Raw genomic sequence first — 19,806 nt, forward strand, 5'->3', positions numbered from 1 at the left:
TCCCGTCAAGGTTCGGTCAAAGCGGCTGCCTCGGTTTGCGATCCGTGCTCCGCGCTGAGGGGGTGGAGGTGGGCCGCCGGCGGGTGGCCCCGGAGCCGGACACCCCCCGGCCCCGCGCCGCCGGACCCACCCGGGCCCGGCGACCCCCCACGAAGGAGTCCCCCGATGAAGCACCGCGTCCTCGCCGTCGGCATCGCCACGAGCGCCGTCGCCGCCGCCGCCTCCGCCACCGCCTGGGCCGCCGCCCCCTCGGCCGCCCCGCTCCCCTCCCCCGACGACATCGTCGCCGGCTTCGTCGCGCAGCGCGACGGCGTGAGCACGACGCAGGCGAAGCAGACCCTCCAGCGCAAGGCCGACCGCCAGCGCACGTACGACGCCCTGTCGCGCGAGGGTGTCGCCACCGACGGCGCGTACTTCGACGGCGAGCGGCTCGTCGTCCTCGTCGACTCCGCCGCGGCGGCTCGCAGCGTGGAGGCGGAGGGGCTCCTCGCCCGCCGGGGCAAGGGCCAGAGCGACCTCGATGCCCTCGCCCGCACCGCGCTCGCGGCCGCGAAGGGCTCCAGCGACCTCGTCTCGCTCACCCCGGACCTGCGGGCGCAGTCGGTCGTGGCCGAGGTCGAGCCCGACGCGTCCGCCGCCCTGCGCTCGGCGCTGCGCGGTGTCGCCGGCGTGACGGTCGAGGAGTCGGCACCGCTGGCCACCCAGGCCGACGTCGTCCCGGGCCGGATCATGGACCTGTCCCCCGGCACCAACTGCACGCTCGGCTTCCCGGGCACCACCTCGAGCGGCAACAACGTCCTGCTCACCGCAGGGCACTGCGTCGAGGGCCTGCCGGACATCCTCGACGCGAACGGCACCCACATCGGCAAGGGCACGAACAGCCGGTTCGTCTCCGGCGCCCCGAGCGTCGACATGGGCCTCATGGACATCGACGCCGAGGACGTCGGACAGCCCTACGTCGACACCCGCGGCGGCCTGGCGGGCAACGTCCCGGTGTACGGCGCGAGCAAGAACGCGGTCGGCTCGGACATCTGCAAGGCCGGCAACACCACCGGCTGGACCTGCGGCCAGATCGAGGCCTACAACGTCACCGTCAACTACCAGGGCGGGACGTCGGTGTCGGGCCTGGCCCGGGCGACGGTCTGCACCGAGGGCGGTGACTCCGGTGGCGCGTACATCGGGACGAACAACTACGCCCAGGGCATGACCTCCGGCGGGCCGGTCGGCGTCGACTGCGGGTTCAACGCGGGCTACGGCGCCGGCAGCTACAGCTTCTACCAGCCGGTCGTCGACGCGGCCTCCTACTACGGCGTGACGGTCTCGACCTCCTGAGCCCTCCGCACCGGCCGGCGGCCCGCCCCCTGTCGTGGGGCGGGCCGTCCGTCGTCTCCGGACGCCCTCCGCACGCCCCCGCGGTCGAGGTGAAAGACGGCCCTCCCCCGGTCCGACATCACCTCGACCCGGGGTCGGAGGGTGACCCCGAGTCAGGACCGGCGGATGGTGGCGCGCTGCAGGACGGCCGGCTTCGGCCCGGCGCCGCAGCCGAGCGCGTGGTCGGTCACCGTCTCGGCGGCCACCTCGACGAGGACCCGCTCGGGCACCGGACCCGACCCGAGCACCTCGACCCGGGTCGGCCCGCCGTCGGGGTCGGCGTCGACCCGGCCCGGGACGGCGTCGTCGAGGCCCGCCGGGCCGTGCTCAACCAGAACCGCCGCCAGCGCCGCCTGGACGGCCGGCTCCCATCGGGTGACGCCCCGCAGGTGCGCCGCGGCGACCCGACCGTCGAGGTGGGCGCCGACGAGGTCGACGACGCGCTCGGCGTCGAGGTAGCCGTAGCAGGCGCCGTCGGGGAGGCTGAGCAGCGTCCCGGCGAAGCGGTGGCCGCCGAGGTGGGTGCACTCCCAGACCTCGTCGGGCCACTCGCGGGCCAGGGTCGCCGCGATCGGGCGGCCGCGCACCGCACAGCACGCGTCCCGGGTGCCCTGGGTGCAGACGAGGATCATCGGCTCGGCGTCGGTGTCGCTGCCGCTCAGCCCGGTGCCGAGGGCGTGCGCGGCCTCGACGACGTCCTCCGCGGTGCGCCACGTGCCGCGCACCCACGTGCCGCGCACGGTGTCGACGGCGAACCACTGCCGGGGCCCGGGGTCGGACCCGCGCCGGCCCTGCCGCCGGACGAGCAGCGCGCGACCGCCGAACGAGGCGCAGGTCGCCTCGACCTCCTCGCCGACCCGGCCGAGGAACGGCGGCGTCTCGAGGGGGGACTTGGCCCAGGGGCCGGGGTGCTCGACGAGGAGCCACCGGCTGGCCACCGGCGCACTGCCGGCGAGGGGTTCACGGCGGTCACGGGCCGCGGCCGAGCAGCGCGAGAGGTCGGTCAGGGCCATCCGGCGATGCTACGTCGACGCACCGGACCCCCGGGGGCGCACCCCCGGGGGTCCGGCCGGACGGTCGAGGTCAGGCTCGGCCGTGTGCCGCGCGGCTGCGCCGGCTCAGGCTGTCGATGACGACCGCGAGGAGGAGGACCGCGCCGGTGACGACGTACCGGACGTCCGCCGAGACCGACAGCAGGGCGAGGCCGTTGCTGATCGAGTAGATGACGAGGATGCCGAGCAGCGCCGAGTACGCCGACCCGCGGCCGCCGAAGAGCGAGGTGCCGCCGATGACCGCCGCCGCGATGGCGTTGAGGTTGGTGTCGGCGCCGCCGCTGCTCTGGTTGGCCGACGCGAGCCGCGCCGCGCCGAGGATGCCGCCGAGCGCCGCGAAGGTCGAGCAGAGGACGAACACGCTGAGGTAGACCCGCTTGACCTTGATGCCCGCGCGGCGCGCCGCCTCGACGTTGCCGCCGATGGCGAGGACCGAGCGGCCCCACGTCGTGCGCCGGATGGCGAGGTCCATGACGACGACGAGCACGACGAAGAGCACGACCATGTACGACAGGCCGCGGTCGCGCTGCAGCAGGTAGGTGATGACGACGAGCGCCACGGCGAGCAGCACGGCCCGGACGGCCAGCGCCGTCACCGGGACGGCGGACAGGCCTGCCGCAGAACGTCGCTGGTTGGTCCGCAGCCGGGCCAGCAGGTAGACGAGCGGGACCACGACGGCCAGCGTGTAGGCCAGCCAGTGCGGCAGGAACTTCTGCGACGCGAACTGCACGAGCGAGGACTCGAACGGCAGGTTGACCGTGCCGTCCTTGCCGAGCGTGCGGATCTGCAGGCCGAGCAGCACGAGCAGCCCGGCGAGGGTGATGACGAAGCTCGGTACGCCGAACCGGTTGAACAGCAACCCGTACACGAGCCCGACCACCGCGCCGGCGGCCAGCGCCGCCAGGACCGCCACCCAGACACTCATCCCCTGGTTGACGAAGAGGACGACGAGCACCGCACCGGAGAGGCCGTACATCGAGCCGATCGACAGGTCGATCTCCCCGAGCAGCAGGACGAGGACGACACCGATGGCGAGGACGCCGATGGGCACCATCTGCAGGGTGAGGTTGACGAGGTTGCGGCTGCTGATGAAGGCCGGGTTGAGGGCGTAGAAGACCGCCCAGATGATGACGAGGCCGACGACGACCGGCAGCGAGCCGAGGTCGCCGGAGCGGAGGCGGGCCCAGGTGGCCGAGGCCCAGCCGCCGAACCCCTGCGCGGCGATGAGCCGCTCGTCCTGGAGGTCGGCCGGGACGGCCGCGGCGGCCGTCGGGTCGGCGGGGGGCGGGGTCTGCGAGGCGGTCACGACTGCTCCTCCTGCGGGGCCCGGCGGGCGGCGCGGGCGGTGACGGCGTTGGTGGTCGCGCCGGTGATGGCCGCGATGATCTCCTGGCTGTTGGTGTCGGCGACCCGGAAGTCGCCGTTGTTCCGGCCGAGCCGCAGGACGGCCACCCGGTCGGCGACGGCCATGACGTCGCTCATGTTGTGGCTGATGAGGATGACGCCGAGACCCTTCTCGCGCAACCGTTCCACGAGGTTGAGCACCTCGGCGGTCTGGGCCACTCCGAGGGCCGCGGTCGGCTCGTCGAGCATGACGACCTTGGGCGCCCCGAGCAGCGAGCGCGCGATGGCCACGGTCTGCCGCTGGCCACCGGACAGGCTGGCGACGGGGATGCGGACGCTGGGGATCTTGGCGCTCAGCTCGCGCAGCAGCTTCCAGGACTCCTGCTCCATCGACACCTCGTCGAGGGCGCGCCCCCGGAGGACCTCGTTGCCGAGGAAGAGGTTGCCGACGACGTCGAGGTTGTCGCAGAGGGCGAGGTCCTGGAAGACCGTCGCGATGCCGAGCGCCTGCGCCTGGGCCGGCGTCGTGATGTCGACCCGCCGGCCGTCGAAGGTGACCTCGCCGGTGTCGGGGGTGTAGACGCCGGCGATGGCCTTGACGAGGGTGGACTTGCCCGCGCCGTTGTCACCGACGAGGGCCACCACCTCCCCGGCGCCGACGTGGAACTCGATGTCCTTGAGCGCCTGGACTGCTCCGAAGCGCTTCGACACACCGGACATCGAGAGGACGGGCGCCGGGGTGGTGGTGGTCACGGTCGGCTCACTCCTTCGTGAGGGATCGGGAGGAGGGTGCTCAGCTGATGCCGAGCTCGGTGCACTTGGCCGCGTACTCGGCGGTGCAGACGTCGGCGGCCTTGTAGAAGCCGTCGGCGATGACCGTGTCCTTGATGTTGTCCTTGGTCACGACCACCGGGTCGAGCAGGGTCGAGGGCACGCCCTCCTTGTCGGCGGACGACGCTGGCTTCTGCTTGTTGGCCAGGGCGATCGCGTTCTTCGCGGCGTCCTCGGCCTGCGGCTTGATGGCCTTGTAGATGGTCAGCGCCTGGTCGCCGGAGATGATCCGCTGGATCGCGGCGAGCTCGGCGTCCTGGCCGGTGACCGGCGGGAGCGGGTTGACGCCGCCACCCTTGAGCGCGGCGATGGCGCCACCGGCGGTGCCGTCGTTGGCCGCGTAGACGCCGACGAGGTTGCCCTTGACGGTGCCGACCTGGCCCTCCATCCACGCCTGGGCCTTGTCCGGGCTCCAGTCGGGGGTGTCGTACTCGGCCTTGACCGTGTAGCCGCTGGAGTCGAGGACGCTGTGCGCGCCCTTCTTGAAGTCGGCGGCGTTGGCGTCGGTGGGCGAGCCGTTGATCATGACGATGTCGCCGCTCGTCTTGCCGCCGGCCTTCATCGCCTCGACGAGGCCGGTGCCCTGGAGCTCGCCGACCTTCTGGTTGTCGAAGGAGACGTAGTAGTCCGAGCCCGCGACGAAGCGGTCGTAGGCGATGACCGGCACGCCCTGGGACTTGGCGTTCTGGACGATGGTGGCGGCCGACTTGCCGTCGACGGCGTCGAGGACGAGGACGTCGACACCCTGGGTGATCGCGGCCTCGGCCTGCTGCTGCTGCTTGGCGGCGTCCTGCTCGGCGTTGCTGTACACGACCTCGCAGTCCGCGCAGGCGGCCTTGACGGCGGCCTCGAACATCGGACGGTCGAAGGCCTCGTAGCGGGCGGTCTTGTTCTCCGGGAGGAGCAGCGCGATCTTCTTCGCGTCGCCCGAGCCGGAGCCGGAGCCGGTGCTCGAGCCACCGCCGGAGCTGTCGTCACCGCAGGCGGCCAGGCCGGCCACGGTGAGACCGAGCGCCAGCGTGGCACCGGCGAAGCGGGTGAGTCGAGGGGTCATGTGTCTCTCCTGTGCCTGACGTCCGCAGCCTCTCTGGTGCGGTCCTTCCGGATTCAACTCGGTTCACGCCTTGACGTCAAGGCTTGAATACAAGCCGGGACGACAACGATTCGGTCACGGCCCTCACCCCGCGGCGAGCGCCGCCCGGTCGGCCTCCTCGCGGAGCTGGTCGGCGACCGCCAGCGCCCCGCGGACGTCGGCCTCCTCGGGGGGCAGCTCGCCGACCCGGACCTCGACCGAGGCCGCGGCGCTGGGGATGGCGCACCGCTCGATGGCCTCGCGCATCGGGCCGAGGACGACCTCGCCCACCCGGGCCACCTGGCCGCCGAGGGCGACGACCTCGGGGTTGAGGAGGTTGACGACGCCTGCGAGCGCGACGCCGAGGTGGCGCCCGGAGTCCTCGAGCACGCGGCGGCACCCGGGGTCGCCCTCGAGGGCCCGGTTGATGACGTCGCGCAGGGTCAGCGAGCCGTGGCTCGGGCGGAGCGCGGCGAGCACGGCCCGGGCCCCCACGAAGGTGTCGAGGCAGCCCCGGTTGCCGCACCGGCAGACGGGTCCGTTCTCGTCGATGGTCACGTGGCCGATCTCGCCGGCGGTGCCCGCGCTGCCGCGGAACAGCTCGCCGCCGATGATGAGGCCGGCCCCGACGCCGTACGACACCTTCATGAACACGCCGGTCGAGATGCCCTGCAGCGCACCGAGCTTGAACTCGCCGACGGCGGCGAGGTTTGACGTGTTGTCGAGGAGCACGGGCACGCCCAGCGCGTCTTGCATCGCTTGGGCGACCGCGACCCCCCGCCATCCCGGCAGGACCCCCTCGGAGCCCACCTCCCCGGACACGGTGTCGATCGGTGCCGGGAGGCCGACGACGAGCGAGCGCAGGTCGGCGGCGGTGTGGCCGGCCCCCTCGGCGAGCTCTTGGATGAGCCGGGCGGCCCGGGTCATCCCCTCGTCGGCCGCGTGGTCGGCGGGCAGCGGCATCCGCTTCTGGCTGACGATGTCGGCCGGCCCGGTGGCCACGGCGACGCGGATGTCGCGGTCGCCGAAGACGGCGGCGCCGACGAGGCCGCTCGAGCTCGCGACCGAGACCTGGGTGGCCCGACGGCCGTTGCGGATGCTCGGGCGCAGCTGCACGGCGCCCGCGACGTCGAGCTCCTTGACGAGGTTCGAGACCGTCGCGGCGGACAGCCCGGTGACCCCGGCGATCTCGACCTGGGTCAGGGCACCGTGCTCGCGGACGGCGTCGAGGACCCGCAGGCGGTTCATCTCCCGGAGGGAGGCCTGCGAGCCCGGCGCTGGGCCCGTTGGATTCACGGGCTAAAGATAAGCGCACTCGGCGCCGTGGGGGAAGGACCGGCGCGGACGGGGAGGGCTCCCCGGCGCTCGACGCGCGGATCCGACCGCCCCGCCCTAGCGTGAACGGACCCACCCCACGGACCACACCCTGGAGGATCACCCATGTCCCGACGACGTGCCATGGCCGCCGCCGCCCTCGGATCGGCTGCCGCGCTCGCGCTGACCACCCTGCCCGCGCACGCGGCCGCCGCGTCCTACGTCGCCCTCGGCGACAGCTACTCCTCCGGCACCGGGACCCGGGACTACATCGCCGACGGCACCGAGTGCCTCCGCTCCGCCAAGGCCTACCCCTCGCTCATCGCCGCCGCGAGGGGCTACGCCCTGACCTTCCGGGCCTGCTCGGGCGCGACCGTCGCCGACGTCACCGCGAGCCAGCTCTCGGCCCTGTCGACGTCGACGGGCTACGTGACGATCTCGGTCGGCGGCAACGACGCCGGGTTCGCCGACGTCCTCACCGAGTGCGCCCAGCCGGGGTGGATGAGCGACTGCAACGGGGCCGTCGACGGCGCGCAGGCGTTCGTCAACGGGACGCTGCCGAGCCGGCTGTCCTCGCTCTACTCGAGCATCCGGGCCAAGGCCCCCAACGCGAAGGTCACCGTCGTCGGCTACCCGCGGATCTTCATGGGTGAGGACTGCAACGCCCTCACGTGGTTCTCGCCCGAGGAGGAGGCGCGCCTCAACGCGATGGCCGACCTCGTCAACTCGGTGACCGCGCAGCGCGCCTCGGCCGCCGGGTTCTCCTTCGCGAACCCGACCTCGCGGTTCGTCGGGCACGCCGTGTGCGACTCCCCCGAGTGGATCAACGGGCTGTCCAACCCGATCGAGGAGTCCTACCACCCGAACACGGCCGGGCACGCGAGCGGCTACACGCCGACCGTCAGCCCGGTGCTCACCGGCGCCCGCGTGCGGGGCACCGCCGCCGTCCTGCGCGCGGCCGCCGGCCGCGAGGCGACCCTCGCCGCGACCCAGCGCCGGTACGCCGCGCTCGACGCCGGCATCACGCCCGAGCGCGTCCTCACCCCCGACCTGCACAGTGCGAAGGCCCGGGCCGCGGCGCAGCGCGCCGGGGTCGACGTCGACGACCGGGCGAGCGTCGACCGCGCCGACCGCCTCTGGTCCGCACGCCAGGCCGCGGAGCACCGGGCCGCCGCCTCGCGCTGACCTCCCCCGCCTCCACTTTCTCTCCGGATGCCGGATCCTTCAGCGACCTGTCGGTTGCAACCGGCAGGTCGCTGAACCTTTCGGCAGCCGGAGGGAAAGTTGGGCCGGTCAGGCGCCGGCGCGGCGGACGAGGGAGGTCGCGAGCGAGCGGTCGGTGACGAGGGTCGTCGCCCAGCCTCCCGTGAGGAAGGCCTGCACCGCAGCGGCCTTCGCGGCCCCCGTGGCCAGGGCCACGCGCTCGGGGACGCGGCGCAGCTGGTCGGCGCCGATCGTCACCATCCGGTCGACGAGCTCGGGGTGCACGGCCCGCCCCTCGGCGTCGACGAACACCCCGAGCGCCTCGCCGACGGCCCCGGTGGCGGCGACGTCGGCGCGCACCGCGTCGTCGACGGCGTCGTGGATGGTCGAGTGCCCCGGCACCCAGGCCCCGATGCTCATGACGGCGACGGTGACCCGGTCGACCTCGGCCATCGCGGCGGCGACGGCCGGCTGGCGGCGCAGGGCGGCGGCGCTGTCGGCGTCGTCGAGGATGAACGGTGCGTAGAAGACGCTCGCGTCCTGCCCGGCGAGCGCGGCGGCGGCCCGCACCATGTCGACCGGGCTGTGCTCGCCGGGGATGACCATCGAGCCGCTCAGCTGCACGACCGGCACCGGGGGCAGCGCCGGCAGGGCCTCGAGCATCGCGCTGACGGTCCGCGCCCACGGCAGGCCGAGCACGTCGTCGGGCCCGACGACGTCGAGGAGGACGTCGGCCCCCGCCGACCCGACGTGCGCGCGCAGCCGGGGCGCGTCGTCCGGGCAGTCGACGACGACGCAGCGACGCAGGCCGAAGGCGGTGCGCACCCGGGTCGACAGCTCGCCGTCGACGCCGCCCCGGTCGACGACCTCGATGCGCACGATGCCCGCCGCGCGCGCGGCCTCGAGCAGCCGGGCGACCTTGAACCGGCTGATGTTCATCGCGGCGGCGATGTCGACCTTGCTCTCGCCGGCGAGGTAGTACCGGCGGGCGGCCTCGGACGCGAGCACCGCGTCGGTCGCCCGGAGGGACTCGCTCTCGATCACGGGCCCGTCCTCCGCACTCTCACGTGAGCGGATTATCGTTCACCTGAGCCCTTGCCGACAAACTCCCCCCGAAAGGCCAGGCGCATGTCCTCCCGTCCGCTCGTCGCCGGAGTCGACACCTCGACCCAGTCCTGCAAGGTCGCCGTGTGCGACGCCGAGACCGGGGAGGTCGTCCGGCTCGGTCGCGGCACCCACCCCGACGCCACCGAGGTCGACCCCGCCCACTGGTGGCGGGCCTGGGAGGAGGCCACGGCCGGCGGCCTGCTCGACGGCGTCTCCGCGCTCGCCGTCGGGGGCCAGCAGCACGGGATGGTCCTGCTCGACGAGGCCGACGAGGTGGTGCGTCCCGCGTTGCTGTGGAACGACACCCGCTCCGCCGGAACGGCCCGCGACCTCGTCGACGAGCTCGGTGGGGCGCAGGCCTGGGCCGACGCGGTCGGCATCGTCCCGCTCGCGGCGATCACGGCCGCCAAGGTGCGGTGGGTCCGCGACCACGAACCCGCCTCGATGGACCGGGCCGCCCGCGTCGTCCTCCCCCACGACTGGCTGACCGGTCGGATCCTCGCGGCCGGCGGCGGCTTCGACGGGTGGACCACCGACGCCGGCGACGCCTCGGGCACCGGGTACTTCTCGGCCGCGACGCGCGAGTACCGGCCCGACCTGCTCCGGATGGCCGCCGGCCGCGACCTCGACGTGCCGCGGGTCGCCGGGCCGGCCGAGGTCGTCGGGCGCACCCGGGACGGCATCGCCCTCGCCCCGGGCACCGGAGACAACATGGGCGCGGCGCTGGGCCTCGGCCTGCTCCCCGGCGACGTCGTCGTGTCGCTCGGCACGAGCGGCACCGCCTTCGCGCGCCACGACCGCCCGACCGCCGACCCCCGCGGCTTCGTCCAGTCCTTCGCCGATGCCGAGGACGGCTTCCTCCCGCTCGTCTGCACCCTCAACGCGGCGCGCGTGCTCACCTCGGGTGCCGCGATGCTCGGCGTCGAGCTCGCCGACCTCGACCGGCTGGCGATGGCGGCCGAACCCGGCGCCGGGGGCCTCACCCTCCTGCCCTTCCTCGACGGCGAGCGGACCCCCAACCTGCCGACGGCCACCGGTGCGCTGCACGGGATCACCCGCGGCAACGCCACCCCCGAGAACCTCGCGCGCGCCGTCGTCGAGGGGATGCTCCTCGGGCTCGCCGACGCCGTCGACGCCGTGCGCGACGCCGGCTGCCCGGTCGAGCGGGTCCTGCTCATCGGCGGGGCGGCGAAGTCGGCCGCCGTGCAGGCCATCGCCCCCGACCTCTTCGGTGCGCCCGTCGCGGTGCCGGCCCCCGGCGAGTACGTCGCGGTCGGCGCCGCCCGCCAGGCGGCCTGGGCACTCTCCGGTGCCCCCGCCGCCCCGGGGTGGGGCGTCGACATCGAGGCGACCGCCGACCCGCGCGACCCGGCCGCCGGTGCCGAGACCCGCGAGCGCTACGCCGCCGCGCTGGCGAGCGCCTATCCGCAGGCCTGAGGACTCAGCTGCTCGCCCCCGGCTCCAGCCGGGCCCCGGGCGTCAGCGTGTCGCCCGCCCCCACCACGGCCTCGCGACCGAGGAGCGTGACGTGGGAGTCGACGAGCCGTGTCCCCGCCGGCGAGGCGCCCACGCGCGCCCGCCGGCCGACCTCGACGCGGTCGTCGAGCACCGCGGTGGTCACCCGGGCGTCCCGCCGGACGACGACGTCCTCCATGAGCACCGAGTCCTCGACGACCGCCCCGGCCTCGACGACCACGCCGGGCCCGATCACGCTGCGCCGCACCGTCCCCCGCACCTGTGACCCCGGCGAGAGCCAGGCGTCCTCGACCCGTGCGCCGCGCGCCGCGACCGCCGGCACGCGCTCGGGCCAGCGGGTGAGGAGCGGCACGGGCGGGTCACTGACGACGTCGACGCGGCCGGCGACGAGGTCGCGGTGGGCGGCGAGATAGGCCGCCGGCGTCCCGCAGTCCGCCCAGTAGCCCGGCAGCGGGACGGCGCGCACGGTGGCGTCCTCGACGAGACGGGGCAGCAGCCGCTCGGAGAAGTCGCCGAGGGAGCCCGCGCCCTCGTCCTGCACCCCGAGGTCGCGCCGCAGCGCGCCGAGGGCGTCGACGAGGGTCTGCGGGCGGTAGACGAAGACCTCGGCCGCGATGGTCGTGACCGGCGGGTCCTGCGGCTTCTCGAGCACCCGGCGGACCCGGCCGTCGGGGCCCGTGACGACGACCGTCTTGTCGCGGGCCCGCCTCCGGGTGACCTCGGTGGTGAGCACCGTGCAGTCGACACCACGCGCGAGGTGGTCGTCGACGATCGGGCGCAGGTCGACCCCGAGGACCTGGTCGGCGCTCGTCACGACGACGACGTCGGCCCCGAAGGACTCAACGGCGTCGACGTACTGGTGCAGGTCGTCGGCGTTGCCGGCCGCGAACCCCTCCTGCCCCGGCGAGCCGCCGCCCTCCTCGGGCACGAGCCAGCGCAGGCCGCCGCGGGTCCGGTCGAGGTCCCAGGAACGCCCGCCCGCCACGTGCCCGTGGAGGCTGCCGGCGCGGTACTGCACCGAGAGCCACACGTCGGTCACCCCGCTGCCGGCCAGCGTGGAGAGCGCGAAGTCGACGAGGCGGTACGAGCCGGCGAACGGCAGGGCGGGCTTGGCCCGCTCCCGGGTCAGCACGTCCATCCGGGACCCCGCGCCCCCGGCCTGCACCACACCGAGCACCCGCGTCGCCGACCTCATCGCACCACTCTGCCCGACGGGGCCGCCCGCCGGTGCCGGCGCCCCCGTACGGTGGGGCGATGACCGACCGCGAGCTCGACATCGTCCTCTTCGGCGCCACGGGGTTCGTCGGGCGGCTCACCGCCCGCCACCTCGCCGAGAACGCCCCCGCAGGGCTGCGCATCGGCCTCGCCGGACGGTCGCAGCAACGGCTCGAGGACGTGCGCAACGGATTGGGGGACAACGCCTCCGACTGGCCGCTGCTCGTCGTCGACGCGCTCGACGACTCCGCCGTCGCCGACCTCGCCGCCCGCACGCGCGTCGTCGTCACCACGGTCGGGCCGTACGCGAAGTTCGGCGTCCCGCTCGCGACCGCCTGCGCCGCGGCCGGCACCCACTACTGCGACCTCACCGGCGAGGTGCTGTTCGTCCACCGCAGCGTCGGCGCCAACCACGAGCCGGCGATGCTCTCCGGCGCACGCATCGTCCACGCCTGCGGCTTCGACTCGATCCCCAGCGACCTCGGCGTGATGCTCTGCGCCGACGCCGCCCGGGCCGACGGCGCCGAGCTCGGTCGCACCCGGCTCGCGGTGCGCAGCATGAAGGGCGGCTTCAGCGGGGGGACCATCGACTCCGGCCGGACGCAGGCCATCGAGATGCGGCGCGACCCGTCGACCCGGCGCATCGCGGGTGACCCCTGGGCGCTCGCCGAGGGAGGGCGCCCGCCGCGCCCGGCGGGGGCGTCGACGCCCCGACGCGGCGGCGTGGCCGGGGTCGTCGACCGCGTGACCAAGGCCTCCCCCGTGCGCCGCGACCCGGACAACGACCACTTCACCGGCCCGTTCGTCATGGCGGCGTTCAACACCCGGATCGTGGCCCGGTCGGCCTCGCTCCTCGGCTACGGCGACGGCTTCCGCTACACCGAGTACTCCGACTACGGGTCCGGGCCGCGGGGCGCAGTGACCGCCGGGGTCGTGTCCGCCGGGCTGCTCGCCGGCCTCGCCGGGATGGCCTTCGGGCCGACCCGGGCGGTGCTCGACCGCGTGCTGCCGGCCCCGGGCGAGGGCCCGAGCGACGAGGCGATGGCCGCCGGCCGCTTCCGGATGGAGGTCACGGCCGAGGCGGACAACGGGGCGCGCTACCGGTCCGTCGTCGCCGCGCCCTACGACCCGGGGTACTCCGGCACGGCGGTGATGCTCGGGCAGGCGGCCCTCGCCCTCGCCGAGGACGACGCCGGGCTGCCGGACGCCTCGGGCGTGCTCACCCCGGCCACCGCGCTCGGCATGCCGCTCGTGCACCGGCTCCGGGCGCACGGATTCACCCTCGAGGTCGAGCGCCTGCCCGCCTGAGTTCCACCGTCCGCGGCCAAGCCCTCAGGCGCGGGTGACCGCCCGGGCGATCTTCTCGGCGTCGATGGCCAGCTCGCGGAGCATCCCCGAGATGGGGTTGGTGTAGCCGGTGAACCACAGCCCCGGCGCGACGTCCGACGGCTCGGCGCCGTGCGTCACCGGCAGCCCGCGCTCCCCGAGCACCCCGAGGTGACCGACGAGCGGCTCGAGCCCGGCCCGGTACCCCGTCGCGACGACGACCACGTCCGGCGCCACCCGCGTCCGGTCCGCGAGGACCACCTCCGCGCCGTCGAGGGACTCCACCGCCGCGACCGGCTCGACCCGGCCGGCGCGGATGGCGGCGACGACCCCGACGTCCTGCACGGGGATCCGGCCCTCGAGCACGCGCGAGTACAGGTCGCGGCCGGCGCGGGGCATCCCGTGCTCGGTGAGGTCGGGCTCCTGGACGGCCGCGAGCACCCCCGCCACCCGGTCGACGACCGTGGGCGGCAACCGGCGGACGGCGATGCCGGTGGCCTGTGCCGGGACCCCGAACCGGGTGCGGGACAGGATGTGCGGCGGGGTGCGGACGGCCAGCCACACCCGGGTGGCACCCTGCTCGGCGAGGTCGGTGGCGATCTCGGTGCCCGTGTTCCCGGTGCCGACGACGAGCACGTCGCGCCCCGCCCAAGGCCGCCCCGTGCGGTAGTCCCGCGCGAGGACGAGCTCGCCGGTGAAGGTCTCGAGCCCGGGCCACGTGGGCTCGACGGGGGTGTGGTTGTAGCCGGTCGCGACGACGACGTGGCGGGCGGTCACGACCGACCCGTCCGCGAGGTGCGCCGCCCACCGCGGGCCGTCGGCCCCGGAGCCGTCGAGCACGTCGACCCGCTCCACCGCCGTCCCGAGGCGCAGTCGGACGTGGTGGTGCTCGGCGTACTCCTCGAGGTAGCGGACGACGTCGGCGCGGGCGACCCAGCGCCCGAAGCGCCGCGGGATGCGGTAGCCCGGCAGGTGCGACCAGCCGCGCGGGGTGTGCAGGTGCAGCCGGTCGTAGTGGTTGCGCCACGACTCCCCGACGTGCGCGGCGCGGTCGACGACGAGGGCGTCGACCCCCCGCTGGCGCAGCGCCGCCGCCACGGCGAGGCCACCCGGCCCCGCGCCCACGACGACGACGTCCTCGGCCACGGTCCCGGAGTCCACGGTGCGGAGACTACGCCCACGTCACACCGCTCCGGGCGGACATCCGACGAGATTCCCACTACACTGCGTAGTAGTCGGCACGAACGCACCCCAGGAGGCCCCGATGAGCGACTCACCGGTCACCACCCTCTCCCCCGACGACTCGTGGGCGATGTTGCGCGCCAACGAGTTCGGCCGGCTGGCCTTCCACCTCGCCGACGAGGTGCACATCACGCCGATCAACTACGCCATTGACGCCCAGGACCGCATCGTCGTCCGGACCGCCGAGGGCAGCAAGCTGCTCGGCCTGACGATGAACGCCGACGTCGCCTTCGAGATCGACGAGTTCGACGACGAGGAGGCCCGCAGCGTCGTCGTGCGCGGCCGGGCCCGGACCCTCGACGGGCACGAGGCCGACGAGACCGAGCAGCTGCCGCTCCGGCCGTGGGTCGACACCGTCAAGCTCAACGTCGTCGCCATCACCGTCGACGAGCTGACCGGCCGGCGGTTCTCGCTGACCCGCCCGTGGCTGCACCTGCGCCCGCACGAGGTGTGACGCCCTGACCTCGGGGGGTGACGCCCTAGCCTCGGGTCGTGCTGATCCGTCCCTTCACCCCCGCCGACCTCCCCGCCTTCCTGCCCGTCTTCCACGCCGTCGTCGACGACGGCGAGACCTACGCCTACCCCGAGGGGCTCGGTGACGCCGAGGTCGCGCGGCTGTGGGTCGAGGAACCGCCGGGCGTCACGGTCGTGGCGGTCGACGAGGCGACCGGCACGCTGCTCGGCTCGGCGAAGACCGGGCCGAACCGGCCGGGCCGCGGCGCCCACGTCGCGACGGCGTCCTTCATGGTCGCCGAGGCGGCCCGGGGGCGCGGGGTGGGCCGGGCCCTCGGCGAGTGGGTGCTCGAGCACGCGCGCAGCCGGGGGTTCGCCGCGATGCAGTTCAACGCCGTCGTCGAGACGAACACCGCGGCCGTCGCGCTGTGGACGGCCCTCGGGTTCGACGTCGTCGGCACCGTGCCGCGGGCCTTCGACTCCCGGCGGCACGGCCGGGTCGGCCTGCACGTCATGCACCGGGCGCTCTGAGCCGCGCTCAGCCCCGCGGGTGGGTGCGCCCGTAGACCTCGAGGTCGACCGCCTTGGCGGACAACCAGACCTCGCGGCCGGCGTCCAGCCCGAGCTCGGCGACGGCCGCGGGCGTCACGTCGACGAGGGCCGGCGGTCGGCCGTCGAGGTCGAGCCGCACGCGGTCGGTGAGCAGGGTGAGCCCGGTGACCGTCGCGGGCCAGGTGTTGCGGGCGCTGGAGGCCTGCGGGGCGGTGGTGCTCACGGTGACGGCCGAGGGTCGCAGCGCCACGAGCACCTCGCCGTGCTCCTCGTGGTCGGGGACGACGAACGCGCTGCCGTCGTCGAGGGTGACCGTGGGTCCGTCGGCCGTCCCGGTGTAGAGGTTGAGCCCGACGAGCCGCGCGACGTACTCGGTGGCCGGCCGGCGGGCCACCTCGGCCGGCGTCCCCTCCTGGACGACGCGGCCGTCCTCGAGCACGACGAGGCGGTCGGCGAGCACGAGGGCCTCGAGCGGGTCGTGCGTCACGAGCAGGCACGGGCCGGTGAAGTCGGCGAGGTGACGCCGGAGCTCGGCCTGCACGTCGAGCCGGGTCCGGGCGTCGAGGGCCGAGAGCGGTTCGTCGAGGAGGAGCAGCGACGGGTCGCCCGCGAGCGCCCGGGCCAGCGCCACCCGCTGGGCCTGCCCGCCGGAGAGCCGGTCCGGGCGGCGCCGCGAGAGCTCGGCGAGGCCGAGCCGCTCGAGCCAGTCGGCCGCGACCGCGCGGGCCTCGCGCCGCGACCGGCCGCGCACCTGCGGCGAGAAGGCGACGTTGTCGAGGACGGACAGGTGCGGGAAGAGCCGGTAGTCCTGGAAGACGAAGCCCACCGGTCGGTGCGCGGGCTCGACGAAGCGCCCGTCGCCCGCGTCGTCGAGGACGACCCCCTCGAGGACCACCCGGCCACCGGCGAGCGGCACCAGCCCCGCGAGCGCGCCGAGCAGCGTCGACTTGCCCGAGCCGTTCGGCCCGAGGACGGCCACGACCTCGCCGGGCGTCGCCGCCAGCGCGGCGCGGAGGGTGAAGGCGCCCCGGTGCACCTCGGCCTCGACGGACAGCCCTGCGGGGTCGTCGGCCGTCACACCGTGCTCCCGCGCAGCCACCGGTCGCGCAGGGCGACGAGGATCGCGACCGACACGAGGAGCAGGACGAGGCTGAGGAGGACGGCGGCGTCCGGGTCGGTCTCGAGGGCGTAGTAGACGGCGATGGGCATCGTCTGGGTGCGCCCGGGGAAGCTGCCGGCGAAGGTGATCGTGGCGCCGAACTCGCCGAGCGCCCGGGCCCAGCAGAGGACCGCACCCGCCGCCAGGGAGGGCGTCACCATCGGCAGCGTCACCCGGCGGAACACGGTCATCCGGCCGGCACCGAGGGTGGCCGCGGCGTCCTCGTACCCGCGGTTGGCCGCCCGCAGCGCACCCTCGACGGTGACGACGAGGAAGGGCATCGCGACGAAGGTCTCGGCCATGACGACCGCGGTGGAGCTGAAGGGGATGGTGATGCCGAACCACTGGTCGAGGTAGCGCCCGAGGAAACCGTTGCGGCCGAACGCGAGCAGCAGCGCGACGCCCCCGACGACCGGCGGCAGGACGAGCGGCAGCGTGACGAGGGCCCGCAGCACCCGGAGCCCCGGGAGGTCGGTGCGGGCCAGCACCCAGGCGAGCGGCACCCCGACGACGAGGGCGATGGCCGTGGCGAGGGTCGAGGTCCACAGCGACAGCCGCAGCGCCGTGGCCGCCTGCGAGCCGTGGAGGATGTCCCACGCGTCGGTCCACGGGGCACGCACGACGAGCCCGACGAGCGGGACGACGAGGAACGCCACCGCCACGAGGGCCGGCACGAGCAGGGGCGCCGGAGCCGTGCGCGACCCGCCCCCGGTGACCGCCCGGCGCCGGCGTTCGCGCGCACCGAGCGTCACCGGGCGGGGCGCCCCGGAGCCCCTGCGTCCGGGGGGCGTCCCGCTCACGGCTGCCGGAAGCCCGCCGCCGCGAGCACCTTCGCGCCGTCCGCCGAGAGGACGTAGTCGACGAACGCGGCTGCGGTGGCGGCGTTCTCGCTCTCGCTCAACGCTGCGATGGGGTAGCTCGTGGAGGCGTTGACGTCGGTGGGGATCTCGATGCCTTCGACGTCGGCACCGGCCGCCTTGACGTCGGTGACGTAGACGACGCCTGCGTCGACCTCCCCGAGCGTGACCTTGCTGAGCACCGACTTGACGTCCGGCTCGAGGGTGACCGGCTCCACCGTGAGCTCAGCGTTCTCGAAGACCTTGGCGGCGGTGGCACCACAGGGGACCTGCTCCTGGCACAGCGCGGTCTTCACGTCGGCCCTCGCGAGGTCGTCGACGCCCGTGACCTTGCCGGGGTTCGACGGTGGCACGGCGATCTCCATGACGTTCTCCGCGAACGTCTTCGGGTCGGTGGCGGCGCCGGCGGCCACGACCGTGTCCATGTTCTTCGTGCTCGCCGAGGCGAAGACGTCGGCGGGTGCGCCGGAGGTTACCTGCGTGGCGAGGGCCGAGCTCGCACCGAAGCTCAGCGTGACCTTCACGCCGGGGTGGGCCGCCTCGAACTGCTTCCCGAGCGTCGTGAAGGACTCGGTGAGCGAGGCGGCGGCGAGCACGGTGATCTGGCCGGTGACGTCCGAGGACGCCGAGGCCGACCCGGACGGGCTCGTGCTGCCGCCGGAGCCCGCGTCGTCGGACCCGCAGCCGGCGAGGCCGAGGGCGGCGAGGGCGACGACGGCGACGGTGGCGGTGCGGCGCATGGACGGCTCCTGGTGTCGGGGTGGTCAGCGGGTGCGGGGGATCTCGACGGAGACGTTCGTCGCCTTGACGGCGGCGACGGCGAGCATGCCCGGCTCGAGCCCGAGCTCGTCGGCCGCCTCGCGGCTCATGAGCGACACGAGGCGGTGCGGCCCGGACTGGACCTCGACCTGGGCCATGACGCCGTCCTTGACGACGCGCGTCACGAGCCCGGTGAACCGGTTGCGCAGCGACACCGCCGCGACGTCCCCGGTCTCGAGGTGGGCGCCCTCGGCCGCCAGCTCCTCGGCGAAGTGCGCCAGCACCGCGCCGTCGACGGCCCGGCGGCCGGCCGCGTCGGTGGTCGTGGCGACCCGGCCGGCATCGGCCCACCGGCGCATCGTGTCGTCGCTGATGCCGAGCAGGTCGGCGGCCTCGCGCATCCGGAAGGTGGTCACGAAGGCACCATAACCGCACCTGCGGCCACTTGGGCAGACTCCGTGCCCATCCGCGTCCGCAGACGCAACCCGGTGGCGCAGCCGCGGACGACCGGTCAGCGCACGGGCGTCGGGGGTTCCCGCCCCGCGAGCACCGCGAGGACGTTGTCGGCCGCGAGCCCGGCCATCGCGGCACGGGTCTCGACGGTCGCGGAGCCGATGTGCGGGAGGAGCACGACGTCGTCGCGGGCGAGCAGCCCGGGGTGCACCCGTGGCTCGTCCTCGAAGACGTCGAGCCCGGCCCCCGCGAGCCGTCCGCCCTCGAGGGCCGCGACGAGGGCCGCCTCGTCGACGACCGGACCGCGCGCGGTGTTGACGAGGAAGGCGGTCGGCTTCATCCGGGCCAGGGCCGCGGCGTCGACGAGGTGGCGGGTCGCGGCGGACAGCGGGACGTGCACCGAGACGACGTCCGAGCGTCCGAGGAGCTCGTCGGCCCCGACGACCTCGGCGTCGAGGTCCGCCACGGCCTGCGGGTCGGGCGCCGAGCGGCCCGAGAGCAGCACCGACATCCCGAAGGCGCGGGCCCGACGAGCCGTCGCGAGACCGATGGCGCCGGGCCCGAGGATGCCGATCGCCTTGCCGTGCACCGAGGTCCCGAGCAGCTGGAACATCCCGAAGCCCCACGGGCGGCCGCTGCGGACCTCGCGCTCGGCCTCGGCCAGGCGGCGCGTGACCATGAGGACGAGCGAGAACGCGATGTCGGCGGTCGCGTCCGTGAGGACCCCGGGGGTGTTCGTGACGACGACGCCGCGCTCGCGACAGGCGTCGAGGTCGACGTTGTCGTACCCGACGGCCACGTTCGCCACGACCTTCAGGCCGGGTCCGGCGGCGTCGAGGAACGCCGCGTCGACCCGGTGGCCGAGGGTGACGACGACGGCCTCGGCGCCGGCGAGCAGCACCGGCCGGTCGGCGGCCGGAACCGGGGAGTCCTCGTCGCGGTAGCGCACCTCGTGCTCGGCGCGCAGCCGCTCGACGGCGGTGCCCGGTAGTCGGCTCGTGACGACGACGCCGGCCACGG

19 protein-coding genes are annotated in these 19,806 nt (G+C 74.8%); 6 read left to right on the forward strand and 13 right to left on the reverse strand.

What is annotated here, in order from left to right; translation table 11 throughout:
• The first annotated feature begins 165 nt into the window (after nucleotides 1–165).
• Entirely contained in the window at nucleotides 166–1,332 is a 1,167-nt protein-coding gene (locus JQN70_RS15845) for a S1 family peptidase (RefSeq protein ID WP_204132330.1), read from the forward strand.
• A 152-nt stretch (nucleotides 1,333–1,484) separates the two neighbouring features.
• Here the strand turns inward: JQN70_RS15845 and JQN70_RS15850 are convergent, their stop codons facing one another.
• The 5 genes from JQN70_RS15850 to JQN70_RS15870 form a co-directional block, all read right to left on the reverse strand.
• A complete protein-coding gene (locus JQN70_RS15850; RefSeq protein WP_204132331.1) occupies nucleotides 1,485–2,384 on the reverse strand; it encodes a ferredoxin family protein in 900 nt (299 codons plus the stop codon).
• Nucleotides 2,385–2,454: 70 nt separating this feature from the next.
• Nucleotides 2,455–3,729, reverse strand: a complete 1,275-nt coding sequence (locus JQN70_RS15855; protein WP_307836025.1) for a sugar ABC transporter permease — start codon at nucleotides 3,727–3,729, stop codon at nucleotides 2,455–2,457.
• Complete coding sequence (locus tag JQN70_RS15860) at nucleotides 3,726–4,520, reverse strand: ATP-binding cassette domain-containing protein (protein ID WP_434063750.1); 795 nt, start codon at nucleotides 4,518–4,520, stop codon at nucleotides 3,726–3,728. Before JQN70_RS15860 ends, JQN70_RS15855 begins: the two co-directional genes overlap by 4 nt.
• A gap of 40 nt (nucleotides 4,521–4,560) precedes the next feature.
• Nucleotides 4,561–5,652: a sugar ABC transporter substrate-binding protein gene (locus tag JQN70_RS15865; protein ID WP_204132332.1), complete on the reverse strand. Its 1,092-nt coding sequence runs from the start codon at nucleotides 5,650–5,652 to the stop codon at nucleotides 4,561–4,563.
• A gap of 123 nt (nucleotides 5,653–5,775) precedes the next feature.
• The gene (locus JQN70_RS15870) at nucleotides 5,776–6,918 is read right to left on the reverse strand and encodes an ROK family transcriptional regulator (protein WP_204132333.1); all 1,143 of its coding nucleotides are present in this window, start codon (nucleotides 6,916–6,918) and stop codon (nucleotides 5,776–5,778) included.
• 192 nt (nucleotides 6,919–7,110) lie between these two features.
• On the opposite strand from JQN70_RS15870, the gene JQN70_RS15875 reads away from it, so the two are divergent.
• Nucleotides 7,111–8,169, forward strand: coding sequence for an SGNH/GDSL hydrolase family protein (locus tag JQN70_RS15875; protein ID WP_204132334.1), 1,059 nt, complete (start codon nucleotides 7,111–7,113; stop codon nucleotides 8,167–8,169).
• A gap of 108 nt (nucleotides 8,170–8,277) precedes the next feature.
• Here JQN70_RS15875 and JQN70_RS15880 read toward each other — a convergent pair whose 3' ends face one another.
• Nucleotides 8,278–9,231, reverse strand: a complete 954-nt coding sequence (locus JQN70_RS15880) for a sugar-binding transcriptional regulator (RefSeq protein WP_204132335.1) — start codon at nucleotides 9,229–9,231, stop codon at nucleotides 8,278–8,280.
• 84 nt (nucleotides 9,232–9,315) lie between these two features.
• Here JQN70_RS15880 and xylB point away from each other — a divergent pair, with 84 nt between their 5' ends.
• Nucleotides 9,316–10,731: a xylulokinase gene (xylB, locus tag JQN70_RS15885; protein WP_204132336.1), complete on the forward strand. Its 1,416-nt coding sequence runs from the start codon at nucleotides 9,316–9,318 to the stop codon at nucleotides 10,729–10,731.
• Between the two features lie 4 nt (nucleotides 10,732–10,735).
• Here xylB and JQN70_RS15890 read toward each other — a convergent pair whose 3' ends face one another.
• Entirely contained in the window at nucleotides 10,736–11,965 is a 1,230-nt protein-coding gene (locus JQN70_RS15890; RefSeq protein ID WP_204132337.1) for a glucose-1-phosphate adenylyltransferase family protein, read from the reverse strand.
• A 59-nt stretch (nucleotides 11,966–12,024) separates the two neighbouring features.
• Here JQN70_RS15890 and JQN70_RS15895 point away from each other — a divergent pair, with 59 nt between their 5' ends.
• Nucleotides 12,025–13,293, forward strand: coding sequence for a saccharopine dehydrogenase family protein (locus JQN70_RS15895; protein ID WP_204132338.1), 1,269 nt, complete (start codon nucleotides 12,025–12,027; stop codon nucleotides 13,291–13,293).
• A gap of 24 nt (nucleotides 13,294–13,317) precedes the next feature.
• On the opposite strand, the gene JQN70_RS15900 is transcribed toward JQN70_RS15895, so the two are convergent.
• Nucleotides 13,318–14,472: a flavin-containing monooxygenase gene (locus JQN70_RS15900; protein WP_307836026.1), complete on the reverse strand. Its 1,155-nt coding sequence runs from the start codon at nucleotides 14,470–14,472 to the stop codon at nucleotides 13,318–13,320.
• Nucleotides 14,473–14,575: 103 nt separating this feature from the next.
• Between JQN70_RS15900 and JQN70_RS15905 the strand changes: the two genes are divergently transcribed.
• Complete coding sequence (locus JQN70_RS15905) at nucleotides 14,576–15,007, forward strand: pyridoxamine 5'-phosphate oxidase family protein (RefSeq protein WP_204132339.1); 432 nt, start codon at nucleotides 14,576–14,578, stop codon at nucleotides 15,005–15,007.
• Nucleotides 15,008–15,045: 38 nt separating this feature from the next.
• A complete protein-coding gene (locus JQN70_RS15910) occupies nucleotides 15,046–15,537 on the forward strand; it encodes a GNAT family N-acetyltransferase (RefSeq protein ID WP_204132340.1) in 492 nt (163 codons plus the stop codon).
• A gap of 7 nt (nucleotides 15,538–15,544) precedes the next feature.
• Here JQN70_RS15910 and JQN70_RS15915 read toward each other — a convergent pair whose 3' ends face one another.
• From JQN70_RS15915 to JQN70_RS15935, 5 genes are all read right to left on the reverse strand, one after another.
• Entirely contained in the window at nucleotides 15,545–16,636 is a 1,092-nt protein-coding gene (locus tag JQN70_RS15915) for an ABC transporter ATP-binding protein (RefSeq protein WP_204132341.1), read from the reverse strand.
• Nucleotides 16,633–17,469: an ABC transporter permease gene (locus tag JQN70_RS15920; protein ID WP_204132342.1), complete on the reverse strand. Its 837-nt coding sequence runs from the start codon at nucleotides 17,467–17,469 to the stop codon at nucleotides 16,633–16,635. The genes JQN70_RS15915 and JQN70_RS15920 overlap by 4 nt, the downstream gene beginning before the upstream one ends.
• 44 nt (nucleotides 17,470–17,513) lie before the next feature.
• The gene (gene modA / locus JQN70_RS15925) at nucleotides 17,514–18,314 is read right to left on the reverse strand and encodes a molybdate ABC transporter substrate-binding protein (protein WP_204132343.1); all 801 of its coding nucleotides are present in this window, start codon (nucleotides 18,312–18,314) and stop codon (nucleotides 17,514–17,516) included.
• Nucleotides 18,315–18,338: 24 nt separating this feature from the next.
• On the reverse strand, nucleotides 18,339–18,749 hold the full coding sequence (locus JQN70_RS15930; RefSeq protein WP_204132344.1) for a TOBE domain-containing protein: 411 nt from the start codon (nucleotides 18,747–18,749) through the stop codon (nucleotides 18,339–18,341).
• 95 nt (nucleotides 18,750–18,844) lie between these two features.
• Complete coding sequence (locus JQN70_RS15935; protein ID WP_204132345.1) at nucleotides 18,845–19,804, reverse strand: 2-hydroxyacid dehydrogenase; 960 nt, start codon at nucleotides 19,802–19,804, stop codon at nucleotides 18,845–18,847.
• Between the last annotated feature and the right edge of the window lie 2 nt (nucleotides 19,805–19,806).

The sequence above is a fragment of the Phycicoccus sonneratiae genome (genome assembly GCF_016887965.1).
GTDB classification, from domain to species: domain Bacteria; phylum Actinomycetota; class Actinomycetes; order Actinomycetales; family Dermatophilaceae; genus Phycicoccus; species Phycicoccus sonneratiae.